Annotated in this window: 25 protein-coding genes and 1 tRNA gene; 8 read left to right on the top strand and 18 right to left on the bottom strand. The window is 71.6% G+C overall.

Annotation, left to right across the window (positions count from 1 at the left end; translation table 11 throughout):
- The 3 genes from CFK38_RS09875 to CFK38_RS09865 all read right to left on the bottom strand — a co-directional run bounded on the left by CFK38_RS09875 (position 1) and on the right by CFK38_RS09865 (position 3,864).
- A complete protein-coding gene (locus tag CFK38_RS09875; protein ID WP_096802916.1) occupies positions 1-1,083 on the bottom strand; it encodes an ABC transporter permease in 1,083 nt (360 codons plus the stop codon).
- Positions 1,080-2,726: an ABC transporter substrate-binding protein gene (locus CFK38_RS09870; protein ID WP_096802915.1), complete on the bottom strand. Its 1,647-nt coding sequence runs from the start codon at positions 2,724-2,726 to the stop codon at positions 1,080-1,082. Before CFK38_RS09870 ends, CFK38_RS09875 begins: the two co-directional genes overlap by 4 nt.
- A 175-nt stretch (positions 2,727-2,901) precedes the next feature.
- Positions 2,902-3,864: a squalene cyclase gene (locus tag CFK38_RS09865; protein WP_096802914.1), complete on the bottom strand. Its 963-nt coding sequence runs from the start codon at positions 3,862-3,864 to the stop codon at positions 2,902-2,904.
- Positions 3,865-3,925: 61 nt separating this feature from the next.
- Between CFK38_RS09865 and CFK38_RS09860 the strand changes: the two genes are divergently transcribed.
- Positions 3,926-5,122: a benzoate/H(+) symporter BenE family transporter gene (locus CFK38_RS09860; protein WP_096802913.1), complete on the top strand. Its 1,197-nt coding sequence runs from the start codon at positions 3,926-3,928 to the stop codon at positions 5,120-5,122.
- Here CFK38_RS09860 and CFK38_RS09855 read toward each other — a convergent pair.
- The 3 genes from CFK38_RS09855 to CFK38_RS09845 all read right to left on the bottom strand — a co-directional run bounded on the left by CFK38_RS09855 (position 5,096) and on the right by CFK38_RS09845 (position 6,957).
- Complete coding sequence (locus tag CFK38_RS09855) at positions 5,096-5,470, bottom strand: DoxX family protein (RefSeq protein WP_096802912.1); 375 nt, start codon at positions 5,468-5,470, stop codon at positions 5,096-5,098. The genes CFK38_RS09860 and CFK38_RS09855 overlap by 27 nt on opposite strands.
- 78 nt (positions 5,471-5,548) lie before the next feature.
- A complete protein-coding gene (locus tag CFK38_RS09850; RefSeq protein ID WP_096802911.1) occupies positions 5,549-6,568 on the bottom strand; it encodes an NYN domain-containing protein in 1,020 nt (339 codons plus the stop codon).
- 38 nt (positions 6,569-6,606) lie between these two features.
- Complete coding sequence (locus tag CFK38_RS09845; RefSeq protein ID WP_096802910.1) at positions 6,607-6,957, bottom strand: cupin domain-containing protein; 351 nt, start codon at positions 6,955-6,957, stop codon at positions 6,607-6,609.
- 111 nt (positions 6,958-7,068) lie between these two features.
- On the opposite strand from CFK38_RS09845, the gene CFK38_RS09840 reads away from it, so the two are divergent.
- From CFK38_RS09840 to CFK38_RS09815, 6 genes are read left to right on the top strand one after another with little or no spacing between them, the layout of a single operon-like run.
- Positions 7,069-7,491 carry a TOBE domain-containing protein gene (locus CFK38_RS09840; RefSeq protein WP_096802909.1) on the top strand — a complete coding sequence of 141 codons (423 nt, stop codon included), beginning with the start codon at positions 7,069-7,071 and terminating at the stop codon, positions 7,489-7,491.
- The gene (gene modA, locus CFK38_RS09835; protein ID WP_096802908.1) at positions 7,488-8,258 is read left to right on the top strand and encodes a molybdate ABC transporter substrate-binding protein; all 771 of its coding nucleotides are present in this window, start codon (positions 7,488-7,490) and stop codon (positions 8,256-8,258) included. The genes CFK38_RS09840 and modA overlap by 4 nt, the downstream gene beginning before the upstream one ends.
- Positions 8,255-9,025 carry an ABC transporter permease gene (locus CFK38_RS09830; protein ID WP_096802907.1) on the top strand — a complete coding sequence of 257 codons (771 nt, stop codon included), beginning with the start codon at positions 8,255-8,257 and terminating at the stop codon, positions 9,023-9,025. Before modA ends, CFK38_RS09830 begins: the two co-directional genes overlap by 4 nt.
- Positions 9,022-10,032 carry a sulfate/molybdate ABC transporter ATP-binding protein gene (locus tag CFK38_RS09825; protein ID WP_096802906.1) on the top strand — a complete coding sequence of 337 codons (1,011 nt, stop codon included), beginning with the start codon at positions 9,022-9,024 and terminating at the stop codon, positions 10,030-10,032. The genes CFK38_RS09830 and CFK38_RS09825 overlap by 4 nt, the downstream gene beginning before the upstream one ends.
- On the top strand, positions 10,029-10,649 hold the full coding sequence (locus CFK38_RS09820) for an endonuclease III domain-containing protein (protein ID WP_096802905.1): 621 nt from the start codon (positions 10,029-10,031) through the stop codon (positions 10,647-10,649). The genes CFK38_RS09825 and CFK38_RS09820 overlap by 4 nt, the downstream gene beginning before the upstream one ends.
- Positions 10,646-11,662 carry an NAD(P)H-dependent flavin oxidoreductase gene (locus tag CFK38_RS09815; protein WP_096802904.1) on the top strand — a complete coding sequence of 339 codons (1,017 nt, stop codon included), beginning with the start codon at positions 10,646-10,648 and terminating at the stop codon, positions 11,660-11,662. Before CFK38_RS09820 ends, CFK38_RS09815 begins: the two co-directional genes overlap by 4 nt.
- A gap of 83 nt (positions 11,663-11,745) precedes the next feature.
- Here CFK38_RS09815 and CFK38_RS09810 read toward each other — a convergent pair.
- The 12 genes from CFK38_RS09810 to CFK38_RS09755 all read right to left on the bottom strand — a co-directional run bounded on the left by CFK38_RS09810 (position 11,746) and on the right by CFK38_RS09755 (position 22,115).
- Positions 11,746-11,818, bottom strand: a tRNA-Ala gene (locus CFK38_RS09810).
- A 52-nt stretch (positions 11,819-11,870) separates the two neighbouring features.
- The gene (locus CFK38_RS09805; protein WP_096802903.1) at positions 11,871-12,503 is read right to left on the bottom strand and encodes a histidine phosphatase family protein; all 633 of its coding nucleotides are present in this window, start codon (positions 12,501-12,503) and stop codon (positions 11,871-11,873) included.
- Positions 12,500-12,877 carry a ribosome silencing factor gene (gene rsfS / locus CFK38_RS09800; RefSeq protein WP_096802902.1) on the bottom strand — a complete coding sequence of 126 codons (378 nt, stop codon included), beginning with the start codon at positions 12,875-12,877 and terminating at the stop codon, positions 12,500-12,502. Before rsfS ends, CFK38_RS09805 begins: the two co-directional genes overlap by 4 nt.
- Positions 12,874-13,464 carry a hypothetical protein gene (locus CFK38_RS09795; RefSeq protein WP_096802901.1) on the bottom strand — a complete coding sequence of 197 codons (591 nt, stop codon included), beginning with the start codon at positions 13,462-13,464 and terminating at the stop codon, positions 12,874-12,876. Before CFK38_RS09795 ends, rsfS begins: the two co-directional genes overlap by 4 nt.
- Positions 13,461-14,036 carry a nicotinate-nucleotide adenylyltransferase gene (gene nadD, locus CFK38_RS09790; RefSeq protein WP_245851294.1) on the bottom strand — a complete coding sequence of 192 codons (576 nt, stop codon included), beginning with the start codon at positions 14,034-14,036 and terminating at the stop codon, positions 13,461-13,463. The genes CFK38_RS09795 and nadD overlap by 4 nt, the downstream gene beginning before the upstream one ends.
- Before the next feature lie 35 nt (positions 14,037-14,071).
- Positions 14,072-14,260 carry a hypothetical protein gene (locus CFK38_RS09785; RefSeq protein WP_096802899.1) on the bottom strand — a complete coding sequence of 63 codons (189 nt, stop codon included), beginning with the start codon at positions 14,258-14,260 and terminating at the stop codon, positions 14,072-14,074.
- Between the two features lie 89 nt (positions 14,261-14,349).
- Positions 14,350-15,621 carry a glutamate-5-semialdehyde dehydrogenase gene (locus CFK38_RS09780; RefSeq protein ID WP_096802898.1) on the bottom strand — a complete coding sequence of 424 codons (1,272 nt, stop codon included), beginning with the start codon at positions 15,619-15,621 and terminating at the stop codon, positions 14,350-14,352.
- 94 nt (positions 15,622-15,715) lie between these two features.
- Complete coding sequence (proB, locus tag CFK38_RS09775; protein ID WP_096802897.1) at positions 15,716-16,861, bottom strand: glutamate 5-kinase; 1,146 nt, start codon at positions 16,859-16,861, stop codon at positions 15,716-15,718.
- The gene (gene obgE, locus CFK38_RS09770; RefSeq protein ID WP_096802896.1) at positions 16,858-18,390 is read right to left on the bottom strand and encodes a GTPase ObgE; all 1,533 of its coding nucleotides are present in this window, start codon (positions 18,388-18,390) and stop codon (positions 16,858-16,860) included. The genes proB and obgE overlap by 4 nt, the downstream gene beginning before the upstream one ends.
- 101 nt (positions 18,391-18,491) lie before the next feature.
- Complete coding sequence (rpmA, locus tag CFK38_RS09765) at positions 18,492-18,746, bottom strand: 50S ribosomal protein L27 (protein ID WP_089063990.1); 255 nt, start codon at positions 18,744-18,746, stop codon at positions 18,492-18,494.
- A gap of 34 nt (positions 18,747-18,780) precedes the next feature.
- Entirely contained in the window at positions 18,781-19,089 is a 309-nt protein-coding gene (gene rplU, locus CFK38_RS09760; protein ID WP_089063991.1) for a 50S ribosomal protein L21, read from the bottom strand.
- A gap of 251 nt (positions 19,090-19,340) precedes the next feature.
- Entirely contained in the window at positions 19,341-22,115 is a 2,775-nt protein-coding gene (locus CFK38_RS09755; protein ID WP_096802895.1) for an Rne/Rng family ribonuclease, read from the bottom strand.
- Between the two features lie 370 nt (positions 22,116-22,485).
- On the opposite strand from CFK38_RS09755, the gene CFK38_RS09750 reads away from it, so the two are divergent.
- Positions 22,486-24,042, top strand: a complete 1,557-nt coding sequence (locus CFK38_RS09750; protein WP_096802894.1) for a cytochrome ubiquinol oxidase subunit I — start codon at positions 22,486-22,488, stop codon at positions 24,040-24,042.
- The last annotated feature ends 16 nt before the right edge of the window (positions 24,043-24,058 follow it).

The following is a 24,058-nucleotide window of genomic DNA, read 5'->3' as shown; positions in this document are numbered from 1 at the left end:
TCAGTACCTCACTCGGGGGTCGATGAGGGCGGCGATCACGTCGACGACGAAGTTCGAGATCGCGACGATCACGGCGAGCATCATGACGATGCCCTGCACGGCGACGTAGTCGCGGGCCTTCATGTACTCGGCGAGCATGTACCCCAGTCCGTTCCACTCGAAGGTGGTCTCGGTCAGCACCGCCCCGCCCAGCATCAGCGCGATCTGCATGCCCATCACGGTGATGATGGGGATCAGTGCGGGCCGCAGGCCGTGCCGGGTGGTCAGGCGGGTCTCGGAGACCCCGCGGGAGCGGGCGGACTCGATGTACTGCATCTCCATCGTGCCGATCATGTTCGTGCGCACCAGGCGCAGGAAGATGCCGCCGGTGAGGATGCCCAGCGCGATCGCCGGCAGGACCGCATGGCTGAGCGCGTCCACGATCAGCTCGGTGTTCCCCAGCCGCAGCGCATCCAGCAGGTAGAACGGGCTGGGGTTCAGGATCCTGCTCATCGTGATCTGCCCCTCGGTGGACAGCCGTCCGGCCACCGGCAGCCAGCCCAGGCCCACGGAGAAGATCAGCTTCAGCAGCAGGCCCACGAAGAACACCGGGGTGGCGTAGCCGAGGATCGCCACGATCCGCAGCACCGCGTCCGGCCAGCGGTCGCGGGTGCGGGCGGCGATCATGCCCAGCGGCACGCCCAGCAGCAGCGCCACCACCAGCGAGTACAGCACCAGTTCGAGGGTGGCCGCACCGTAGGTGGTCAGCACCTCGGAGACCGGGGTGTTGTCGGAGTACGTGGTGCCGAAGTCGCCGCGCAGCACGCCCCACAGGTAGTCGAGGTACTGCACGAGCAGCGGTCGGTCGTAGCCGGCCTCGGCGCGTCTCTCGGCGAGCTGATCGGGCGTGAGCCGACCGCCCAGGGCGGCCGTGATGGGGTCGCCGGTGATCCTCATCAGGAAGAACACCATCGTCATCAGGATGAAGATGGTGGGGATGATCAGGAGGAAGCGGACCAGGACGTAGCGGCCGAGGCCCCCCGACGCACGCTTGCTCGTGCGCCGGGGGGCGTCCTCGACCTCGTTCTCGAGGGCAGTGCTCACTTCGACAGCGGCGAGACGCGGAACTTGAAGGACGAGTCCAGGGTGACGCCCTGGACCTCCGCGGTGGACACTGCGATCTGGGCGCCCTGCAGCAGCGGCAGGGTGGAGATCTCCTCGGCCACGAGATCCTGGATCTCGACGAACAGCGCCTCGCGCTCGGCCGGGTCCTGGGTGCCGCGCTGCTGGGTGATCAGCTCATCGACCTCGGGATTCGAATAGTGGTTGCCCAGGAAGTTCTCGGTCGCGAAGAACGGCGAGAGGTAGTTGTCCGCATCCGAGTAGTCCGGGAACCAGCCCAGCTGGTACGCGGGGTAGACGTCGTTGACGCGGTCCTTGGAGTACTGGACCCATTCGGTGGACTGGAGGTCCACAGCGAACAGATCGTCGGCCTCGAGCTGGTTCTTCACCGCGGCGTACTCGTCACCGGAGGAGGCGCCGTAGTGGTCCGGGTTGTACTGCAGGCTGAGCTGGACCGGGATCTCGACGCCGGCGTCCTCGAGCCGCGTGCGGGCACGCTCGGGGTCGGGGCCGCCGGAGCCGTCGCCGTACATGTCCTTGAACTGGGTGCCGGAGCCCGGCAGCCCCTCGGGGATGTAGGAGTACAGCGGGGTGTAGGTGCCGTTGTAGACGGTCTCCGAGATCGCCTCGCGGTCCAGCAGGTCCGCCACGGCCTGGCGCACGGCCTGCGCCTTGGCGGGATCCGGGTTCTCGGTCTTCGCCCCATAGGGGTTGGTGTTGAAGTTGAACACGATGTAGCGGATCTCGCCGCCGGGGCCGTTGTGCACGGTGACCGCGTCATCGGCCTCGAGATCGGCGATGTCGGTGGCGGACAGGGAGCGCCACACGCAGTCGATGTTGCCCTCCTGGATGTCCAGCTTCATGTTGTTCTGGTCGGCGTAGTAGGACATCACCACCGACGGGGTCGACGGCGTGCCGAACAGGCCCTGGTAGTTGTCGAAGGCCTCGTAGGTGACCAGTTCGTTGATCTTCCAGCTCGAGATCGTGTACGGCCCGGAGAAGGCCTCGGCGGCGACGATCTCGTTGTCCGGCAGCACCGCGTCGGCGGGGAACACGTCGGCGTCGACGATCGGACCCACCGGGCTGGTCAGGACGTACGGGAAGGTCTGGTCGTTGGGCTCCTTGAGGTGGAACTCGACGGTGAGGTCGTCGACGATCTCCACGGTATCGAGATTGCCCAGCAGGCTGGACGGGCCCGAGGGATCGTCGATGGCGCGGGTGCGGTCGAAGGTGTGCTTGACGTCCTCACTGGTCAGCTCGTTGCCATTGGCGAAGGTCAGGCCCTCCTTGAGCGTCACGGTGAAGACCGAGTCGCTGGTGAACTCGGCGCTCTCGGCGAGATCCGGTTCGGGGCGGCCGTCCTCGGAGCCGAGGGCGACCGACAGCAGGTAGCCGTAGCACTGCGTCCACACCGTCGAGGAGCCGTTGTCGTAGGCGGCCGCCGGGTCCAGGGCGGTGACCTTGTCGGTGGTGCCGACGGTCAGGGTCCCGCCGCCACCGCCGTCGGAGCCGCCGGAGCCGCCGCCGTCCTCGGTGGTCTTGGCGCAGGCGGACAGCAGGACGGGCACACCTGCCAACGACAGCAGCACGGCGCGGCGCTTGGGGGTGAAAGCGGCATCGAACATGGGGTCCTCCTGGGGGTGAGGAAGACGCCGCGGGGGTCACGGCGTCGTGAGCTGGGGCGCCCCATGTGACGGGGCACACCCATTGTGCCCTGCAACGTAACAGTCCGGTGCGCGATCGACCGACCCCCGGATCGCCGCGACGTGCGCCGTGACCGAACCGTGATCCCACGGAGGGTCATTCCCGGTTCCACCACCGCAGCACCCGCAGCGCCTGCATCGTCAGCCAGGGCGACGGCTCGCCGACGCGCACGTCGATCTCGAACCACACCTGGCCGGGCAGCACATGCTGCTGCAGCCAGGTCCCATCGGTCTGCTGCGCGTCCCGCACCATCTGCACCGCCTCCTGCATCCGGGAGTCGCGGCGGTCGGCCTCGCGGAAGTGGTCCAGCGCCCGCAGCGCCGTATAGATGTGCCGTGGCGGATACAGGAAGTGGTCCACCCAGGGGCCCACGATCTCGCCGGTGCTCAGGCGCCGGGTCAGGTTCCGCTGCAGCAGGTACTCCTCACCGGCGCGCTGGACCTCGCGGGCGGCATCGGTGCCCCCGGTGAGGCGTTCGTGCTCGTGCAGCGCCCGCAGCGCGTTGAGGGTCGAGTGGAAGCTCGCGCGCCTCGAACCGTGCTCCCACTCGCAGTTCCAGCCGCCCTCGTCCATCCGGTGCTCGCAGAACCAGTCCACCAGCGGCTCGACGTCGGCCCCCAGCCAGAGCCCGTTGGACAGCGTCATCGCGTTGATGCAGACGTCCACCTCGCCGCCCCAGTACGGCAGGGAGTCATCGAACTCCCACCGGGCGTGCTCGGCGAGCTTCGCGGCGGTGTCCCGGGCGATCAGCGGGGCGGCGTCCATGCCCCATTCCCGCAGGGTGGTCAGCGACCAGGTGGTCGCGGTCCAGGGCTGGCCGGGCAGCTCCTTGCTGGCCGGGTCCTCGAGGAAGCCGGCCGGGAAGAAGGCGCCGCCGGCCCAGAGGCCGGTGGCCGGATCCTGGTGGGCCAGCAGCGCGGCACCGTAGCCCTCCTGGGAGATCCGGGCGCGGGTGGCCTGCCACTGCTCCGGCGAGGCGTCGAGCAGGTCGCGTTCGACCTGCCAGCGCAGCGCCGGGTCGGTGTCCAGGAGCCAGGTGATCACATCGCTCGGTGCCATCCGGTGATCCTCCTCGTGAACCGGCGCCCGGGCAAGCCCTGATCCGGCCTACTGTGCCTCCATGCTCCGCCCTGTCTCCGCCGGGATCGTCTCCGGTCTGGTCGCCTTCACCAGCTCCTTCGTCGTGGTCCTGACCGGGCTGCACGGCGTGGGCGCCTCGGCGGACCAGGCGGCCAGCGGCCTGCTGGCGGTGAGCATCGGGATGGGGCTCGCCTCCATGCTGCTGGCGACCTGGACCCGCCTGCCGATCACGATCGCCTGGTCCACGCCGGGCGCGGCCCTGCTGGCCACCACCGGCGCGGTGGAGGGCGGCTGGCCCGCAGCCGTGGGGGCGTTCCTCCTGGTCGGGGTGCTGATCGTGCTCACCGGACTGGTGCGGCCGCTGGGCCGGCTGATGGCCCGCATCCCCACCTCGATCGCACAGGCGATGCTCGCGGGCGTGCTGCTGCAGCTGTGCCTCGGACCGGTGCTCGGGGTCGCGGCGAATCCGCTCGCCGTGGGACCGGTGATCGCGGTGTGGGCGCTGGCGCAGCGATGCGCCCCGCGCTGGGCCTCTCCGCTGGCCTTCGCCACCGCTGCCGTGGTGATCGGGGTCGAGATGGCCGCAGGGGGCGGCGGCGCGGCGTCGGTCCCGCTGCTGCCGGTGCTCGAGCTCACCGCGCCGACGCTGGGCCTCGGCGCGGTGCTGGGGATCGCACTGCCGCTGTACCTGGTGACGATGGCGTCGCAGAACGTGCCCGGGGTCGCGGTGATGAAGGGTCTGGGCTACGAGGTGCCGTGGCGGCGCACGATGGTGGTGACGGGCCTGGGCACTCTCGCGGGCGCTCCGGCCGGGGGCCATGGGATCAATCTCGCCGCGATCACCGCGGCGCTGGCGGCGGGGCCGGAGGCCGGGGAGGACCGGGACCGGCGCTGGATCGCGAGCCTCACCTCCGGGATGGTGCTGGTGATGCTCGGTCTCGGTGCGGCCGCCTGTGCGCACCTGATCGCCCTGGCCCCCGAGGGAGTGATCCCGGCCGTCGCCGGACTCGCGCTGATCGGCACGTTCGTGGTCTCGCTGCGCGCCGCGCTCGCGGAGCCGTCCGAGCAGCTGCCGGCCGGGGTGACCGTCCTGATCGCCGCCTCGGGGATCGCGGTGGGCGGGATCAGCGCCGCGTTCTGGGCCCTGCTCGCCGGGCTCGCGCTGCGGGCACTGCTGCGCCCGCGCCGCCGTCGTCGCCGGCGGGGCCCGTCACAGCGGGTAGGGGCCGAAGCGTGACCAGGCGACGAAGACCGACACGAGCGCCAGCCCGATCGACGGCATCGTGGCCGCGATGCCGTCCCCGCGACGGGTGTGCACGAGCGCGGCGAAGACCATGGTGATCGCGAGGCCGGCGCCGGCCAGCGGCACCAGCACGGTGGCGACATCCAGGAGCGCGGGGAGGAGCAGGCCGATCGCCCCGAGGATCTCGAGCACGCCGATCCCGCGGATCACGGCCTGCGGGAAGTCCTCGACGTACGGGGTCCGGTCGATCTGCTGGTCACGGGCGGTGACCAGCTTGACCACGCCAGTGGCCACGAAGATCGCGGCCAGCAGGAAGGCCAGGATCCACAGCAGCAGGTTCATCGGTGCGCCTCCTTCGACGGGGCCTCCCAGTATCCATCGCCGGGGTGGTGGGTGTCACGGGGCGCGCCGAGGCGGTCCTCAGTCCCGCGCCCTCACCAGGCGTTCGTGGCCGCTCTCCTCGAGCTCCGCGATGTCCGCATTGCCCTTGAGGAAGTCGTTGAAGGACTTGAAGCCGATGGCCTTCTCGCTGAACGAGGAGTCCATGCGCCGCATGTGGGACTTCACCGCCGAGGCGTGCAGCCACTCGCTGTCCCCGCGGTCGCCGAGCTGCAGCGCACGCTGCAGCAGACGGGTCGCGGCCTCGCGCGGATCCTCCCCGGTCTCCTCGTCCTCGGCCTCCTCCGCTTCCTCGGCGGCATCCGCCGCCTCCTCGGCGGCGCGCTCGGCCGCACGGGCCTTGGCGTCGGCGTCGGCCGAGCGCCGGGACCGGGTGCGCTGACCGCCGCTGTCGCCGGTGGTCTCGCTCTCACCGGAGGTCTGCGCGCTGCCGCCGCCCCCACGTCGCGAACGGCTCCGCTGCGGGGCCGCGGGCCGTTCCACGCCGGGCAGGTTCTCGTAGGACTCGAACTCGTCGCAGGCGGCGGCGAGGGATTTCGCGGTGGAGCCGGCCACCCCCATCGCGATCACGTAGCGGCCCAGGCGCCGGCAGCGCTGGGCGAGGGGGACGTAGTCGGAGTCGCCGGCGACGATCACCACGTGGGTGAGGTCGGGCATCAGGTAGAGGTCCTCGACGGTGTCGACGGCGAGGCGGATGTCGGCGCCGTTCTTCGCATATGCCGCTGCGGGGAACAGCTGCACGAGGTCCACGGCGCGGGCCACCAGCTGGGTGCGATAGATCGCGTTGACCGGGGAGGACCAGTCCGCGTAGGCGCGGGTGAGCATGAGCGAGCCGAAGGAGGCGGCGTAGTCGATCACCGCGCCGACGTCGACGGTGGCCTTCGCCAGGCGCTCGGCGATCTCGGGCTCGGTCGGGTCCTCGGCGATGCGCTGGCGGTCGCGGCTGTACGCCTGCCGTCCGTGCACCCGGTCGTACCAGGACATGACGATGTTGTCGAAGTCGAGGTACACGGCCACGCGGGAATCCTGAGTCTCTGCCATGGGTCCAGTCTGCCCTCTCCGTCGGGGTGCGGAGGACCTCAGTCGCGGGGCGGACCGCTCTGGATCCGCAGCGACTGCCGCCGACGATGGACCGTGAGGTAGTCGAGCCCATCCTCGCCGGCGCGGAATCCGCGCACCGTGCGCCGCGGGAGCAGGGCGACGTCACCGGGGCGCAGGCGCTCCTCCCCGGCATCGGTCACCAGGGCGCCGCCCCCGCGGACCACATGGATGAGCGTGTCGACCTCGGCACCGACGTGGGCGGGGATGGACTCCCCCGCGGGGAGGCGGATCAGGTTCGAGTCCAGCTCGCGCTCCGGCTCGGCGATGGACCAGACGGCGCCGCGGCGGGGCTCGGCAGGCTGCTCGGCGGTGTTGGTGAGGATCGGCATGTCCCGAACGTACACGGCGCGGTCAGCGCTCGGCCTGCGATCGGCCTGCGGGGGCGCCGAGCTCCGCTCCCCACCGCGCCGCGCCGCAAACGCGGTGCTATGGTCGCATTCATGACGCATCTGCGAGTTCGTGACGCCGCCGGGTTCCTCGGAGTGAGCGAGGACACCGTGCGGCGCTGGATCGACAGGGGAAGCCTCACCGCGAGCGTCGACGCCGCGGGGCGGAAGGTGCTCGCGGGCGCCGAGGTCGCCCGCCTGGCCCGGGAGCTCGCGGTCACGCCGGAACTGCACGGCGCCACCACGAGCTCCGCCCGGAACCGCTTCGTGGGGCTGGTGACGAACGTCGTGATGGACACGGTGATGGCGCAGGTCGAGCTGCAGTGCGGCCCCTTCCGCGTCGTCTCCCTGATGAGCAGCGAGGCCGCCCGCGAGCTGGGCCTCGCGCCCGGCAAGGTCGCCAGCGCCGTCGTGAAGGCCACCCATGTGACGGTCGACGCGGAGCCCGACCGTGCTCCTGCCGGAGACGGCGCATGAGGGGCCTCGTCCGGCGACTCCCGGGCGCGGCCGCGGTCATGCTGCTGGCCGCCGGCTGCGGAGGCGTCGCGGCCACCGAGGGGGCCGAGGACACCGTCCCCCTGCGGGTCTACGCCGCAGCGTCCCTGCAGCAGCCGTTCGACGAGCTCGGTGAGGCGTTCGAGGCCGCGCATGACGGGGTCGACGTCGAGTTCAACTTCGCCGGCTCCTCCACCCTGGTCCAGCAGATCCGCCAGGGCGCCCCGGCGGACGTCTTCGCCTCCGCGAATCCCGAGAACATGGACAAGCTCGTCGAGGCCGGGCTGCACGGCTCCGCGCCCGTGGACTTCACCGCCAACACGCTGATGATCGCGGTCCCGGCCGGGAACCCCGCAGGGGTCACCGATCTGACCTCGCTCACCCAGGAGGATCTGCACCTCGTCGTCTGCGCCCCCGAGGTCCCCTGCGGTGCGGCCACCGAGATCGTCGAGCAGGCCGCCGGGCTCACGTTCTCGCCGGTCAGCGAGGAGCAGTCCGTCACCGACGTGCTGAACAAGGTCACCAGCGGAGAGGCGGATGCCGGTCTCGTCTACGTCACCGATGTCGCACGGGGCGGGGACGCCGTCGAGGGCATCGCCTTCCCCGAGGCGCAGGAGGCCGTGAACATCTACCCGATCACCACGGTGAAGGATTCTGAGCACCTCGAGCTGGCCCAGGAGTTCGTCGACCTGGTCAGCGGTCCCAGGGGCCAGGAGATCCTCGACGGCTACGGCTTCGTCGGCCGGTGACCACGCTCCCCCGCTGGGTACTGGTCCCCGCCCTGCTCGGCGGGCTGTTCGTGCTGCTCCCGCTCGCGGCGATGGCGGCGCGCGTGCAGTGGGCGAGCTTCGGCGCGCTGATCACCAGCGAGGCCTCGCTCTCGGCACTGCGGCTGAGCGTGCAGACCTCGGGGACCAGCGCCCTGCTCTGCGTGCTGGTGGGGGTGCCGATGTCCGTGCTGCTGGCCCGCGCGGAGTTCCGCGGTCTCTCGCTGCTGCGCTCGCTGGTGCTGCTCCCCCTGGTGCTGCCGCCGGTGGTCGGCGGCATCGCGCTGCTGTACACCTTCGGCCGGCAGGGGCTCCTGGGCCGTCACCTGGAGATGCTGGGCCTCGAGATCGCGTTCTCGACCACGGCAGTGGTGATCGCCCAGACCTTCGTGGCCCTGCCCTTCCTGGTCATCAGCCTCGAAGGGGCGCTGCGCACCGCCGGCACCCGCTATGAGATCGCCGCCGCCTCGCTCGGAGCCCGGCCCTCGCGCGTGCTGCTGGGGGTGACGCTGCCGCTGGTGCTGCCCGCGCTGCTGTCCGGCACGGTGCTGGCCTTCGCCCGGGCGCTGGGGGAGTTCGGGGCCACGATCACCTTCGCCGGCTCCCTCCAGGGCACCACCCGCACGCTGCCGCTGGAGATCTACCTCCAGCGGGAGAGCGACCCCGATGCCGCTGTGGCGCTGTCCTTCCTGCTGATGATCGTCGCGGTGCTGGTCATCGCCGCGGCCCGGCGAAGGGTGAGCACATGAGCCTGCAGGTGCGGGCCCGGGTCCCCGAGCGGGGGGTCGAGCTCGACCTCGCGGTGGCGGACGGCCAGACCCTCGCTCTGATCGGTCCCAACGGGGCGGGCAAGTCCACGCTCCTCTCGCTGGTCGCCGGGGCGCTGCGTCCCGCGCACGGGCGTGTGGAGCTCGACGGGCAGCTGCTCTTCGGTGAGCGCTCCTGGACACCGCCCCATCACCGCCGGGTGACCACGCTCAGCCAGGACCCGGTGCTGTTCCCGCATCTGACGGTGCGCGGGAACATCATGTTCCCGCTGCGGTCCCAGGGGGTGCCCCGTGCTCGGGCCCGGGAGGAGGCCGGGCGGTGGCTGGCCGAGCTCGGGCTGGACGAGCTGGCGGCGCGTCGACCGGCGATGCTCTCCGGCGGGCAGGCGCAGCGGGTCGCGATCGCCCGGGCCCTGGCGGCGGATCCTCGCCTGCTGCTGCTGGACGAGCCGATGGCCGCGCTCGACATCGAGGTGGCGGCGGCCCTGCGGGGCCAGCTGCGGCGCTTCCTCGCCGACCGCACGGCGATCATCGTCACCCATGATGTCCTCGATGCCCTCACCCTCGCCGATCAGCTCGCCGTGCTCGACGGAGGGCGGGTCATCGAGCAGGGCCCGGCACGGGAGCTGCTAACCCGGCCCCGCACCGCCTTCACCGCCAGCTTCGCCGGGCTCAACCTCGTCACGGGTCGCTGGGAGGCCGGGGCCGTGGTGCTCGCCGACGGGGCCCGGCTGACGGCGCCCGGTCCGCATCCCCCGGGCCGGGAGGTGCATGCCGCGTTCCATCCCTCGGCCGTTCAGCTGGCGCCGACGGGAGGGATCCGCCGCACCGTGACCGGGCTGCTCCCGCACGGTGACCTGGTCCGCGTGCGCACGCCAGATCTCGCCGCGGATCTGCCACCGCAGCAGATCGCCGAGCTCCGCCTCGAGCCCGGAGCCACGGTGCACCTGGCGGTGCCGCGCGAGGCCGTGACAACCTACGAGGCATGATCGACCTGCGCGTCCTGCACCGCGAGCTGCGCGAGCGGCACGGCCCCCAGGGCTGGTGGTGGCCCGGCCAGGAGCCCTTCGAGATCGCCGTGGGCGCGGTGCTGGTCCAGCGCAGCCGCTGGGAGCAGGCCGCCTCCGCGATCGCGGCGCTGCGTGCCGCGTGGCTGCTGGCGCCCGCTCCCCTCGCGGAGGCCGGGGAGGAGACCGTGCGGGAGCTGGTACGCCCCGCCGGGTTCGCCCGCACCAAGCCGCGCCGCGTCCAGGCGCTCGCCCGCTGGTGGGCCGGACGCTCCGCGGCAGCCCGGTCGCTGGACGATGCGCGGCTGCGCAGCGAGCTGCTGAGCATCGAGGGCGTCGGTGAGGAGACCGCGGATGCGATCTCGCTGTACTGCTTCGGCCGGCCGGCCTTCCTGTGCGATGAGTACGCCCGGCGCCTGCTCAGGGCGCGGGGTGCCGACGTGCCGGGCTCGTACCGGGCGTTCCGTCGCGCGGTGGAGAAGCCCCTCGCCGACGCCGGCTTCACCGCCGCGGAGCTCGCCGAGCTGCACGGACTGATCGTGGAGGAGGGGAAGCGGCGCCGCCGGCGACGCAGTGCACCTGGGAGGATCGGAGCATGACCCTCCTGGACTCCCCTCTCCCGCTGGTCGCCGCCCCCATGGCGGGCGGCCCCTCCACGCTCGCCCTGGCCGGAGCCGTCTCCGCGGCCGGGGCGTTCCCGTTCCTGGCGGGTGGGAATCTGTCGCCCGAGGCGCTGGCGGCCGACATCGCCGCGGCGCGGGGACTGGGCACCGGCTTCGGAGTGAATCTCTTCGTGCTGCCTCCCTGGGAGATCGACGAGGAGGCCTTCGCCGCCTATGTGGAGGAGCTCGGCGAGGACGCGGCCCGGCTCGGGGTCGCTCTGGACCCCGTGCCGCGGCGGGACGACGACCACGTCGCCGCGAAGCTGGCGCTGCTGTGCGAGGCTCCGGTGCCGGTGGTCTCGTTCACCTTCGGCCTGCCGCCCGCGGCGACGGTGGCCGCGCTGCAGGCGGTGGGGACCACCGTGCTCGTGAGCGTCACCGATCCCGAGGAGGCCCGTGCCGCCGCCGGGCGCGGGGCCGACGGCCTGGTCGTGCAGGGCCCCGGCGCAGGCGGGCACAGCGCGACCCATCACCCCTCCCGGACCCCGGGTCCGATCCGCACCGAGGAGCTGGTGCGCCAGGTGCGCGCGACGGTCGAGCTGCCGCTGCTGGGTGCGGGCGGGGTGGACGGCCCGGACGCGGTACGACGGATCCTCACCGCCGGGGCCGAGGGCGTGGTGTGCGGCACGATGCTGCTGCGCACCGACGAGGCGGGCACCTCCCCCACCCATCGCGCCGCCCTGGCGGACCCCTCGTTCCGCACCACGGTGCTGACGCGGGCCTTCACCGGCCGGCCCGCCCGCTCCCTGCGCAACGACTTCGTGGACCGCCATCACGAGACCGCGCCGACGGGCTACCCGCAGGTCCACCGTCTGACCCGCGAGCTGCGGCGGAAGGCTGCGGCGGCGGGCGATGCGCAGCAGCTGCACCTGTGGGCGGGCACCGGCTGGCGCAGCGCCCCCGAGGGCCCCGCCGGCGAGGTCATCAGGTGGCTCGCCTCGGAGATCTGAGCCGGGCCGGAGCCCGGACAGCAGAAGGGCCCCACCCTGCGGTGGGGCCCTGCTGACGAGTCACTGTCTCACGGTTTCTCGAGTGGAGCTATGGGGATTCGAACCCCAGACCTCTTCCATGCCATGGAAGCGCGCTACCAACTGCGCCATAGCCCCGTATCGGGTGCCGCCCCCAGGGCGACGAGACGATATTACACGGCCTCCGAGATCAGAGGAAATCGGGGGCGAGGTTGTGTGACACCAACCTCATCAGGCCGTTCGCCGTCTCCCCGGTGAGCGGTTCGAGCACGGAGCGGTGGCAGTTCTCCATCCCGGCGAGACCGCGGAAACCGTTGGTGTCCAGGCCCAGCAGCGCGGTGATGCCCAGGGTGATCGCAGCGCCGTGGGCGACGACCATCACGGTCCCGCCCACGTGATCGGCGACCAGGGCGCGGCACGCGGCGGCGACCCGCGCCCCCACCTCGGGGCGGTCCTCCACGTCCAGCCCGAGCACCGGGCGGTGCGCGCGCCAGTCCGCATGCTGCTCGGGCCAGCGCATCCGGATCTCCTCGCCGCGGAGCCCCTCCCACCGGCCGAATCCGCGCTCGAGGAAGGCGTCGTCCGTCCTGAGCTCGACGTCGGTGCCGCGGCTCATCAGGCGGGCGGTCTCCACGGCGCGCTCCAGCGGCGAGGAGACCAGGACGTCCGGCGGGGTCGCGGCGACCACGGGCGCGAGCGACTCGGCCTGCCGGATCCCGGTGGGGTTCAGCGGGATGTCGACCTGGCCCTGGAGGCGGCCCTCCCGATTGAAATCCGTCTGTCCGTGGCGCACCAGGACCAGACGCGTGCGGGGGCCCCTCACGCCGTGCGGTCCGCGTCGATCTGCAGATCGATGACGGGGGCGTCGCGCCACAGGCGCTCGAGGGCGTAGAAGACGCGATCCTCGGCATGCTGGACGTGCACGACGATGTCGCCGTAGTCCAGCAGCACCCAGCGGGCCTCGCGCTCGCCCTCCCGACGCAGCGGTTTGCGGCGGCGCTCGGTCAGCAGGGCCTCCTCGATGCCGTCGACGATCGCGGCGACCTGTCGTTCGGTCTCGCCGCTGCAGACGAGGAAGGCATCGGTGATCACGACGAGCTCGGAGACATCGAGGCCGATGACCTCCTCGGCGAACTTGTCGGCGGCGGCCCGGCCGGCCACCCGGGCGAGGTCGAGAGATTCTTCAGGAGCGCTCACGCGGCAGGTTCCTCCAGGACGGGATGATCGAGGGACAGGTCGGACAGATGATCGGAGGGGACCGGGGACAGCGCGGACGCTGCCGTGTCGGGGCCGATGACCCCGGTCAGCAGCAGAGCGACCAGCACCACCAGGGCGATCGCGATGAGGATCCACACCAGCCACGGCAGCAGTCGGCCGCCGTTGCTCTCGGGGCGATGCAGCACCTTGCCGTCGAAGCGCGGTGCCGGGCGCGGCTCGGGGGCCTCGGTGACCGAGAGCTCGCCCAGCTCGACGCCGTCGTGATCGCGGCTGACCCCCGCGGCGGAGCCGTCCTCGGCCGTGGTGGCGGCGCCTCGTCCGGAGGCGGCGGGGGCTGCCTCGGGCTGCTCGCTGAGCTCGATGATGCGGGCGCGGCGACCGAACTTGCGCAGGGCGGGCACGGGGGTGTCCGCGGTGGGCGGGGCGACGGCGCCGCGCACGCCGGGCGCGGCCGCCTGCCCGCCGGGGGCCTCCCTCGCGGCGCGCGCCTCGAGGGCGGCCTGCTCCTCGGGGCTCAGCGCACGGGCGCGGCGCCCGCGGCGCGGAGTGGTCTCGGGCTCGGTCATCGGCCGTCACCTCCTGTGTAGAGCGCGTACTTGTTGATGTATTGGACGACCCCGTCGGGGACCAGGTACCAGACCGGTCCGCCGGCGGCCACGCGGGTGCGGCAGTCGGTGGAGCTGATCGCCATCGCCGGGACCTCGATCAGGGTCACGCCGTCCTCGGGCAGGCCGGAGGTGTCGAGCTCGTGCCCGGGCCTGGTGACCCCCACGAAATGCGCGAGCTCGAAGATCTCCTCGGTGTTCTTCCAGGTGAGGATGTTCTGCAGGGCGTCGGCGCCGGTGATGAAGAAGAGGTCGGCGTCCGGCTGCTCGCGGTGGAGGTCACGCAGGGTGTCGCTGGTGTAGGTGTCCCCCGGGCGGTCGATGTCCGCCCGCGAGACGGTGAACACCGGGTTCGCGGCGGTGGCGACGACCGTCATCAGGTAGCGGTGCTCGGGATCGGAGATCTCCTGGTCCGGCTTCTGCCAGGGCCTGCCGGTGGGCACGAAGACGACCTCGTCGAGCGCGAAGACGCTCTGCACCTCGCTGGCGGCGACGAGGTGCCCGTGGTGGATGGGATCGAAGGTCCCGCCCATCACGCCGATCCGTCGCCGCTGCAGCTCCACGGAGGTCAGTGGTCGGAGTCGGAGGAGTTCTTGCGCTTCTTGTCCAGGCTGCGGTGGTGCGCTCCGCCGGTGAGCCAGGTGAAGCCCAGCAGAATCATCAGGATGACGAAGATGCCGATGCCGACGGCCGGAGCGCTGAGCGCCTCACTGGTGTGCGCGCCGGACTCGGCGAGGATCATGAGCTGATCGATCATGGTCTAGAAGCCCTTTCCACGGGTGACCGGCCCATCATCCCACAGCGGCGCAGTCGGTCAGCACCCTGACGCGCATGATGGGAGTCGGGTCACGGCCTGACCTGGCCCTGCCCCACCACCAGCCACTTGCTCGCCGTGATCTCCCGCAGCCCCATCGGGCCGCGGGCGTGCAGCTTCTGGGTGGAGATGCCGATCTCCGCGCCGAAGCCGAACTCGCCGCCGTCGGAGAAGCGGGTGGAGGCGTTGGCCATCACCACCGCGGAGTCGACCTCCGCCAGGAAGCGCTGCTGGCTGGTCAGATCGCGGGTGAGGATCGACTCGGTGTGGCCGGTGGAGTGGGCCCGGATGTGGGCCAGCGCCGCGTCGAGGTCGTCCACCACCGCGACCGCGAGCTCGAGGGCGAGGTACTCGGTGTCCCAGTCCTCGGCGGTCGCGGCGACGACATCGGGGCCGGAGGGCAGCAGCGCCGCGGCCCGCTCATCGGCATGCAGCCGCACCCCGGCGGCGGCCAGCGGCGCCGCCAGACGCGGCAGCGCCTGCGCGGCGATGTCGCGATGGACCAGCAGGGTCTCCAGTGCATTGCACACCCCGATCCGCTGCAGCTTGGCGTTGGCGACGATGGCCACGGCCTGGTCGAGGTCGGCGCTCGCATCGACCAGCACGTGGGTCTTCCCGGTGCCGGTCTCGATGACGGGGACCAGCGAGTTCTCCACCACCCGCCGGATCAGCCCGGCACCGCCGCGCGGGATCAGCACGTCCACCAGGCCGCGGGCGCGCATCAGCACGTCCACCCCGTCGCGGCCGTGCTCGTCGATCCCGACGATCAGGTCCGCGGGCAGCTCGTGGGCGGCCAGCACATCGCGCAGCACTCCGATCAGCGCCGTGTTCGAGTGCAGCGCCGCCGAACCGCCGCGCAGCACCACGGCGCTGCCTGCCTTGAGGGCGAGGCCGGCGGCATCGACGGTGACGTTCGGCCGGGCCTCGTAGACCATGCCGATCACCCCCATCGGCACCCGCACCTCGCGCAGCTCGAGCCCGTTGTCGAGCACGGAGCCGCGGATCACCTCTCCGACGGGGTCGGGCAGGGCGGCGGCGTCCCGCAGCTGCTGGGAGATCGTCGCGACCCGCTCGGGGTCCAGCGCGAGCCGGTCCCGCAGGCCGGGGGCCATGCCCGCGTCGTCGGCGGCGGCGAGATCGCGCGCATTGGCACCGACGATCTCCTCCGCCCGCTCCACCAGCGCCGCGGCCATGGCCAGCAGCAGCTGGTCCTTGGCGCCGCGGTGCAGGCGGGCCAGCGCCGGTTGCGCATCCTTCGCGGCACGGGCGGCGGCGAGGACGGCGGTGGTCACGGGAGAGTCCATGGTGGGGAGTCTACGAGTGTGGTCGTGTCCCGAGAAGGGGCGTCCGACCAGCAGACATCGTGCTCAGCGCACGACCGGTCAGTGCCCCTCGGGCTCAGAGCACCACCAGCTGGTCGCGGTGGATGGCGGGGCGACGGAAGCGGTCCCCGAGCTGCTCGCGGGCGTCGAGGGTGCTGCGACCGGCCATGGCCCTCAGCTCGTCGCTGCTGAAGGAGGTCAGACCGCGAGCGATGATCTCGCCGTCCGGTGCGGCGAGGTCGACGGGGACCCCGGCCGGGAAGGTGCCCTCGACGCGGGAGATGCCGACGGCCAGCAGCGAACGGCGGCGGCTGCGCACCGCCTGGGAGGCGCCCTCGTCGAGATGCACGGTGCCGGCACCCCGGGTCGCGAAGCGCAGCCACACCAGACGGGAGCGCCGGCGGCCGTGCTGCGCCGGGAAGAAGGTGCCCACGTCCTGCCCCGCGAGCGCGGGACCGAACTGCTCGGTGGAGGTCATCAGCGCGGCGGTGCCGGTGGTGGAGGCGAGCTGCGCGGCCGAGAGCTTGGTGACCATGCCGCCGGTGCCGACCTTGGAGCCGACCGGGCCGATGCTCACCCCGGCCAGGTGGGCCACGTCGTCGACCTGTCCGATGCGCTCGGCGCCGGGATCTCTCGGGGGTGCGGTGTACAGGGCGTCGACGTCGGTGAGCAGGATCAGCGCATCCGCGCCCAGCAGCTGCGCGACCAGCGCCGCCAGGCGATCGTTGTCGCCGAAGCGGATCTCATGGGTGGCGGTGGTGTCGTTCTCGTTGACCACCGGCACGGTGCCCAGGTCCAGCAGCGCCTCGAGCGCGGTGCGCACGTTGCGGTAGGTCTGCGGGCGGATCACGTCCGACTCCGTGAGCAGCACCTGTCCGGTGATCCGCTGGTGTCGGGCGAAGGCCCCCTGCCAGGCGGTGGCCAGCAGCGCCTGGCCGACGCTCGCGGCCGCCTGCTGCAGCGCGACGGCGACCGGCCGCTCGGGCAGGCCCAGCGGACCCAGTGCGGCGGCGATGGCCCCGGAGGAGACGATCACCAGCTCCGTGCCGCGCTCGACGAGCCGGGCGGCGGTATCCGCGATGTGCTGGATCTGGTCCTGATCCAGATGCCCGTGCTCGTCGGTGAGGCTCGAGGAGCCGATCTTGACGACGATCCGGCGGGCGGAGGGAAGCGCGTCACGGGTGGTCAGCCGCTCGGGCTGACGCAGCTCCGTGATGCTCACCGCGTCCCCTCCTCGGAGGACGGGTCGGCCCAGTGGCCGGCCCTGCGCTCCGCCTCCATCGCCGAGATCCGCCCCATCCGCTCGGCGGTGCGGGCGCGCTGCTGCTCCTTCTTCATCTCCCGGGTGGGACGGGAGCGGTCCTCGAAGCGGTCGTCGGTGCCGCGGCGGCCCAGCATCTCGGCGCCGCCCACCATCGTCGGCTCCCAGTCGAAGACGACCGCGTCGTCGCCGGGGCCGATCAGCACCGTGGAGCCGGGCACGGCACCGGCGGCGTACAGCTGGTCCTCGACGCCGAGCTTCGCGAGCCGGTCGGCGAGGAAGCCGACGGCCTCGTCATTGGTGAAGTCGGTCTGTCGCACCCAGCGCTCGGGCTTGTCGCCCTGCACGCGGAACGCGGTGTGGCCGTCGTACTGCTCGGTGACGACGCGGGAGGCCCCCCCGTCGACGGCGCGGGGCGTGAGGACGATCGGTGCCGGTTCGGGAGCGGGCAGCGCGGCGCGCGCCTGCTCGACGAGCTCGCCGAGGGTGAAGGAGAGCTCGCGCAGACCCTTGTGGGAGACGGCGGAGACGTCCAGGACCGGCACGTCGCGCTCGGCGAGCTGATCGCGGACGATATCGGCCATGTCCTCGCCGTCGGGCAGGTCGGTCTTGTTCAGCACGACCACCGTGGGCCGCTGCATGAGCGGCACCCTGCCGTCGGTCTCCTCGTCGAGGCTCGCCGCATAGGTCGCCAGCTCGTGCTCGATCGTGGTGAGGTCGCTGAGCGGGTCCCGGTCGGATTCGAGGGAGGCGGTGTCCAGCACGTGCACCAGCACGTGGCAGCGCTCGATGTGGCGCAGGAAGTCCAGGCCCAGCCCCTTGCCCTGGCTGGCCCCGGGGATGAGGCCCGGGACGTCGGCGATGGTGAAGCGGTGCTCGCCGGCCTCGACCACGCCGAGGTTCGGCACCAGGGTGGTGAAGGGGTAGTCGGCGATCTTCGGCCGGGCGGCGCTCATCGCCGCGATCAGCGAGGACTTGCCGGCGCTGGGGTAGCCCACCAGCGCGACATCCGCGACGGACTTCAGCTCGAGCACCAGGGTGCGCTCCTGCCCGGGCTCGCCGAGCAGGGCGAAGCCGGGAGCCTTGCGCTGCCGGGAGGCGAGCGCGGCATTGCCCAGCCCGCCGCTGCCACCGCGGGCGGCCACGAAGCGGGTGCCGATGCCGATCATGTCGGCCAGCACGGTGCCGTCCTCGGCGGTGACCACGGTGCCGTCCGGCACCGCGAGGACGAGGTCCTCACCGCTGGCGCCATGGCGCAGGTCGCCCTTGCCGAAGCCGCCTCCGGTGGCGCTCTGGTGCGGGCGATGGTGGTACTGCAGCAGAGTCGTGGTGGAGGCGTCGACCTCGAGGATCACGTCCCCGCCGCGGCCGCCGTCGGCCCCGTCGGGGCCGGCCAGGGGCTTGAACTTCTCGCGGCGGATGGACGCGGCGCCGTGCCCGCCCGATCCGCCGACGACCTGCAGCTGGACGCGGTCGACGAATGTGGCCATGGATGCACTCCGATGCTGAAGGGGAGAAAAGCCTCGAGGGGCGGAGCGTTCGGCTCCGCCCCTCGAAGGACGCTGTGTGCCCCGCGACCCGGGGCGGGCGGTCAGACCGTCTCGACGACGTTGACCACCTTGCGGTCACGCTTGCGGCCGAACTCGACGGTGCCCGCGGTGAGCGCGAACAGCGTGTCGTCGTTGCCGCGACCCACACCGTCACCGGGGTGGATGCTGGTGCCGCGCTGACGCACGAGAATCTCGCCCGCGCCGACGACCTGGCCGCCGAAGCGCTTGACGCCGAGACGCTGGGAGTTGGAATCACGCCCGTTCTTGGAGGAGCTGACGCCCTTCTTTGATGCCATCTGGAATCAATCCTTGTCTAGTCGAAGGGATCGCTCAGGCGATGCCCGTGATCTTCAGCCGGGTGAGCTCCTGGCGGTGGCCCTGGCGCTTCTTGTAACCGGTCTTGTTCTTGTAGCGGAGGATCCGGATCTTCTCGCCGCGAAGGTCCTCGACCTTCTCGGCGGTGACCTTCACCTTCGCGAGCTCGTTCTGGGCGGAAGTGACCTTGTCGCCGTCAACCAGCAGCACGGGAGCGAGATCGACGCTGTCGCCCGCCTCGCCTGCCACGCGGTTGATCACGATGGTGTCACCGACCGACACCTTCTCCTGACGACCGCCTGCGCGGACGATTGCGTACACCACGTCAATGCTCCATCTTGTGATTCGGAATTGCTCTACGAGTCGAGTTCCCTGCCGGGTGTCACCGCGGACCTGCGACCGTCAACCTGACCCGGACCGTGAGGCCCGAGCGGGAGATGCGGTCGGCGATGTCCACCGGGAGCACGACTGCGACGCGTTTTGCGCCATGGAACAGCTTACGATCCCGCGACCTGCCGGTCAACCACCGGACACGGTCCGACCTGCGAGAACGCGGTCACATCCTGTGGAACGCGTCACCCCTGCTCGGGGGCGTCCTGCTCCCACGCCGTCGCGGCGGCCTCACCGGTCGGCTCCGCGCCCTGGGCAGGCTCGACCGTCTCCTCGGTCTCCGCGGGGTCCTCCGACTGCGAGGCGCTGCCCGAGGCCGCGGCGATCGAGGCGATCGTGGCCCGCGCCTGGGCACGGGTGGTCTCGTCGTCCTCGAGCCGGTGCACGTCGCCGCCGTTCTCCTCCGCGCCGTGCTCGCCGCCCTCGGCCTCGTCCTTGCCCCCGCCGCGCGTGCGCCGGCCCCGGCGCCGTGAGGACTTGGAGGAGTCCTCGCCGCCGTTGCCGCCGCCGGCGTGATGGTGCTCACCGTCGGCGTCCACGATCAGGCCGCGGCCGTGGCAGTGCTCGCAGGTGCTGGAGAAGGTCTCGACCAGGCCCTGGCCCACCCGCTTGCGGGTCATCTGCACGAGTCCCAGCGAAGTGACCTCGGCGACCTGGTGCTTGGTGCGGTCCCGGCCCAGGCACTCGACCAGGCGCCGCAGCACCAGGTCACGGTTGGACTCGAGCACCATGTCGATGAAGTCGATGACGATGATGCCGCCGATGTCGCGCAGCCGCAGCTGACGCACGATCTCCTCGGCGGATTCGATGTTGTTCTTGGTGACCGTCTCCTCGAGGGAGCCGCCGGAGCCGGTGAACTTGCCGGTGTTGACGTCGACGACGGTCATCGCCTCGGTGCGGTCGATGACCAGCGAGCCTCCCGAGGGCAGGTAGACCTTGCGGTCCATGGCCTTCAGCAGCTGCTCGTCGATGCGGTGCTTGGCGAACACGTCCTTCTCGCCGACATGCTTGGTGACCCGTTCGAGCAGGTCCGGCGCCACCTCGGAGACGTAGGCGTGGACATCGTCGTAGACCTTGCCGCCCTCGACGATCAGCGAGGTGAAGTCCTCGTTGAAGACGTCGCGGACCACCTTGATGGCGATGTCCGGCTCCTGGGAGAGCGCCACCGGCGCGGACTTGCTCTTCTGCGCCTTCTGGATCGTGTCCCACTGGGCGCGGAGGCGCTCGACGTCATGGGTGAGCTCCTCCTCGCTCGCCCCTTCGGCGGCAGTGCGCACGATGACGCCGGCGTCCTCGGGGATGATCTGACGCATGATCTTCTTCAGCCGCGCCCGCTCGGTGTCCGGCAGCTTGCGCGAGATGCCGGTCATCGACCCGGCGGGCACGAACACGACGTAGCGGCCGGGCAGCGAGATCTGGCTGGTCAGGCGCGCGCCCTTGTGGCCGATCGGGTCCTTGGTGACCTGGACCAGCACCGGATCGCCGCTCTTCAGGGCGAGCTCGATGCGGCGCGGCTGGCCCTCCAGGCCCGCCGCGTCCCAGTTGACCTCGCCCGCGTACAGCACGGCGTTGCGGCCCTTGCCGATGTCCACGAAGGCCGCCTCCATGGAGGGCAGCACGTTCTGGACCTTGCCCAGGTAGACGTTGCCGACCATCGAGGTCTGCGACTTCTGCGCGACGTAGTGCTCGACCAGCACATCGTCCTCGAGCACGGCGATCTGGGTGCGGCCGGGGCGCTCACGCACCACCATGGAGCGCTTGACGGACTCGCGCCGGGCCAGGAACTCGGCCTCGGTGATGACATTGCGCTTGCGGCCGGCGTCGCGGCCGTCGCGGCGGCGCTGGCGCTTGGCCTCGAGGCGGGTCGAGCCCTTGACGGCCTTGACCTCGTCCCGCGCCTCGCGGACCTTCACCACCGTGTTCGGCGGATCGTCCGAGGAGCCGGAGTCGTCGCTGCCGCCGCCGGAACGACGCCGGCGCCTGCGCCGACGCGAGCTGGAGGAGCCGGAGGCGGAGTCCCCGCCGGACTCCGTCCCGTTGCCGGTGGACTCGCCCCCGGCATCGTCCTGCGAGGAGTCCTCGGAGCCGTCCTGCGACTCCTCGTCGCCCTCGGCGTCCTCGTCCTCGCCGCGCCCGCGGCCACGGCGGCCACGGCCCCCGCGTCGGCGACGCCGACGGGAGCTGCCGCCCCCGGAGGAGCGGTCCTCGGAGCCGTTCTCGTCGGTGGCGTCGTCCTCGTCCTCGCTCTCGCCGGCGGACTCGTCACGACCCTCCTCCGCCGTGCCCTCGTCACGCTGCGAGGAGCGGCGCGAACGGCTGCGGCTGCGGCGGGAGGGGGAGCTGCGCTCCTCCTCCGGTGAGTCCTCGTCCTGCGTGCGGCCGGAGTCCTCGGCGTCGGTGGCGTCGGCGGAGTCCTGGTCGCCGACGGTGGTGCGCGGCTGCGGGGTCGGGGCCTGGAACAGCAGGGAGGCGAAGTCCATCTGGACCTGCTCGCGACGGCTGGCGCGATCCTCGTCGACGGAGGGCTCCTCCGCCGTCGCGCCGCGGGTGGAGGCCAGGGCGCGCAGATCGTCGACGACCGGGTTGCCGTCGACCTCCGGCGCCGCGACGGGCGCCTCCTCCACGGGGGCGTCCTCGAGGATCTCGTCCTCGACCGGGGCCTCCGCGGCCGGCTCGTCCGCAGCGGGCTCGGGCTCGACCGGGATCACGGGCGCCCCGGCAGGAGCCCCGGCGCGACGGCGGGGGCGCTTGGCGGTGGTGGTCGGTGCGGGCTCGCTGCTCGCCGCCTCCTGCGAGGCGACGACGGTGCGGGGCGCTGTGCTCTCCGGCTCCGCCACCGTCGGCGGGGTGAAGGCCGGGGCTCCTGCCGGGGCGCCGGCGCGGCGGCGACGCCGCGCCGGTGGCGGGCTCTGCGTCTCCTGCGACGAGTCGTTCTCGGGTTCGTGGGTGCTGTCAGCCATGGGGCCGTCTCCTTCTGGAGGACCAGCGCACCCTGGTCCCGTCTGGTCATCGTCCCTGGGGACGGAAGTCTCAAGCCCTCGCCGTCGCGCAGCTCCCCGCTGGAAGCGCTGCGATGCCGGCCGTGGAACATGACGGTCGCGGTGGTCCGCGTAGCCGATGCTCCGACGCCTCGACGCCGGGAGGTTCCCCCGCCCGGTACGGAGCAGGAGAGTGCCTCGGTCAGTATGGCACAGGGCATTTCAGCGTTCCGAGCCGACATGCGGCGCGGCGCGGTCCGGGATCACCGACGCAGGAGGACCATCGTCCCCATGCTCGACGCCGGAACGGCCGTAGGTTTCGTGACAGCTCGTCACCCACTCTGGAGTTCCCATGGATGCCCTCGACCTCGCACGGTGGCAGTTCGGCATCACCACCGTCTACCACTTCGTCTTCGTCCCGCTGACCATCGGCCTGTCGCTCCTGGTCGCGATCATGCAGACCCGCGCGGTCTTCGCGAAGGACGCCGTCCGCAAGGATGCCTGGACCCGGATGACGAAGTTCTTCGGCTCGATGCTGATCGTGAACTTCGGCATCGGCATCGCCACCGGCATCGTGCAGGAGTTCCAGTTCGGCATGAACTGGTCGGAGTACGCCCGCTTCGTCGGCGACGTGTTCGGAGCCCCGCTCGCGCTCGAGGGACTGGCCGCCTTCTTCCTGGAGTCGGTGTTCCTGGGGCTGTGGATCTTCGGCTGGGGGAGGCTGCCGGAGAAGATCCACCTGCTGACCATCTGGGCCGTCGCCCTGGGAAGCACCCTCTCGGCGTACTTCATCATCGCCGCGAACTCCTTCATGCAGCATCCCGTCGGGGCGGTCCTGAACCCGGAGACCGGCCGTGCCGAGCTGGATCCCTCGCAGGGGTCGATCCTCGCCGTGCTGAGCAACGTCACCGCGCTCGCCGCCTTCCCGCACGTGGTCTCCGGCGCCTGGCTGGTCGCCGGCGCGTTCCTCACCGGCGTCGCGGCCTGGCACATGGTGCGCCACCACAATCGCGCCCGGGAGCTGGGGATCGACACCGAGGAGGGTCAGGAGCAGCACCTCGCCGCCCGCGACCTCTACCGGCCCACGGTCCGCTTCGGCGTGCTCGCCATGGTCGTCGCGGCCCTGGTGCTGGTGGTCTCCGGCGACTTCCAGGCGCAGATCATGTTCAAGCAGCAGCCGATGAAGATGGCCTCGGCCGAGGCGCTGTGCGAGACCGAGACCGGGGCCTCCTTCTCGATCCTCACCGTCGGCGGTCCCGACGCCTTCTCCACCGACTGCGACGGCGTCACCCATCTGATCGAGGTCCCCTACATCACCTCGTTCCTGGCCACCCACACCTTCGACGCCACCCTGCAGGGGGTGGACGACCTCAACGCCCAGTACAAGGAGCAGTTCGGCGCGACCGCCCTGGACATCCACGGCAACGAGGTGGCCGTCGACTACCGTCCCAACCTCTTCGTGACCTACTGGTCCTTCCGCCTGATGATGGGGCTGGCCGCCTTCAGCGGGGTCCTCGCGCTGTGGGCGCTGTGGGTGACCCGCGGCAGGGGCGAGGCCGCCCGCACCACCGGTTCGAAGGCCTTCCAGTGGTTCGCGGTGCTGTCGATCCCGATGCCGTTCCTCGCGAACTCCGCGGGGTGGGTGTTCACGGAGATCGGTCGCCAGCCCTGGGTGGTCCATCCCAACCCCGACGACCCCGTGGTGCGACTGATGACGATGCAGGGCGTCTCGGCCCACCCGGGATGGATGGTGCTCACCTCGCTGGTCGCCTTCACCCTCGTCTACGGCGTGCTCGCCGTGCTCTGGTTCCAGATGATGCGGAAGGCGGCGCTGCAGGGCGTCCCGCTCGCGCAGCGTGATCTCGAGACCGACGAGCTCGACACCCCCACCCTCTCCTTCGACTACTGAGAAAGGACCAGATCCG

This window comes from Brachybacterium vulturis (assembly GCF_002407185.1).
GTDB lineage: Bacteria > Actinomycetota > Actinomycetes > Actinomycetales > Dermabacteraceae > Brachybacterium > Brachybacterium vulturis.
Note: the sequence above shows the minus strand (reverse complement) of the source record. Positions and strands in the feature narration are given on the sequence as shown.

Coding starts and splice junctions, on each gene's coding strand:
- CFK38_RS09780 (WP_096802898.1), bottom strand. CDS start 15,621: ATGGACTCTCCCGTGACCACCGCCGTCCTCGCCGCCGCCCGTGCCGCG.
- CFK38_RS09795 (WP_096802901.1), bottom strand. CDS start 13,464: ATGACCGAGCCCGAGACCACTCCGCGCCGCGGGCGCCGCGCCCGTGCG.
- CFK38_RS09845 (WP_096802910.1), bottom strand. CDS start 6,957: ATGCCGATCCTCACCAACACCGCCGAGCAGCCTGCCGAGCCCCGCCGC.
- CFK38_RS09815 (WP_096802904.1), top strand. CDS start 10,646: ATGACCCTCCTGGACTCCCCTCTCCCGCTGGTCGCCGCCCCCATGGCG.
- rpmA (WP_089063990.1), bottom strand. CDS start 18,746: ATGGCATCAAAGAAGGGCGTCAGCTCCTCCAAGAACGGGCGTGATTCC.
- CFK38_RS09865 (WP_096802914.1), bottom strand. CDS start 3,864: ATGGCACCGAGCGATGTGATCACCTGGCTCCTGGACACCGACCCGGCG.
- obgE (WP_096802896.1), bottom strand. CDS start 18,390: ATGGCCACATTCGTCGACCGCGTCCAGCTGCAGGTCGTCGGCGGATCG.
- CFK38_RS09850 (WP_096802911.1), bottom strand. CDS start 6,568: ATGGCAGAGACTCAGGATTCCCGCGTGGCCGTGTACCTCGACTTCGAC.
- CFK38_RS09855 (WP_096802912.1), bottom strand. CDS start 5,470: ATGAACCTGCTGCTGTGGATCCTGGCCTTCCTGCTGGCCGCGATCTTC.
- CFK38_RS09750 (WP_096802894.1), top strand. CDS start 22,486: ATGGATGCCCTCGACCTCGCACGGTGGCAGTTCGGCATCACCACCGTC.
- CFK38_RS09870 (WP_096802915.1), bottom strand. CDS start 2,726: ATGTTCGATGCCGCTTTCACCCCCAAGCGCCGCGCCGTGCTGCTGTCG.
- CFK38_RS09755 (WP_096802895.1), bottom strand. CDS start 22,115: ATGGCTGACAGCACCCACGAACCCGAGAACGACTCGTCGCAGGAGACG.
- CFK38_RS09825 (WP_096802906.1), top strand. CDS start 9,022: ATGAGCCTGCAGGTGCGGGCCCGGGTCCCCGAGCGGGGGGTCGAGCTC.
- nadD (WP_245851294.1), bottom strand. CDS start 14,036: ATGGGCGGGACCTTCGATCCCATCCACCACGGGCACCTCGTCGCCGCC.
- CFK38_RS09840 (WP_096802909.1), top strand. CDS start 7,069: ATGACGCATCTGCGAGTTCGTGACGCCGCCGGGTTCCTCGGAGTGAGC.
- modA (WP_096802908.1), top strand. CDS start 7,488: ATGAGGGGCCTCGTCCGGCGACTCCCGGGCGCGGCCGCGGTCATGCTG.
- CFK38_RS09820 (WP_096802905.1), top strand. CDS start 10,029: ATGATCGACCTGCGCGTCCTGCACCGCGAGCTGCGCGAGCGGCACGGC.
- CFK38_RS09785 (WP_096802899.1), bottom strand. CDS start 14,260: ATGATCGATCAGCTCATGATCCTCGCCGAGTCCGGCGCGCACACCAGT.
- CFK38_RS09860 (WP_096802913.1), top strand. CDS start 3,926: ATGCTCCGCCCTGTCTCCGCCGGGATCGTCTCCGGTCTGGTCGCCTTC.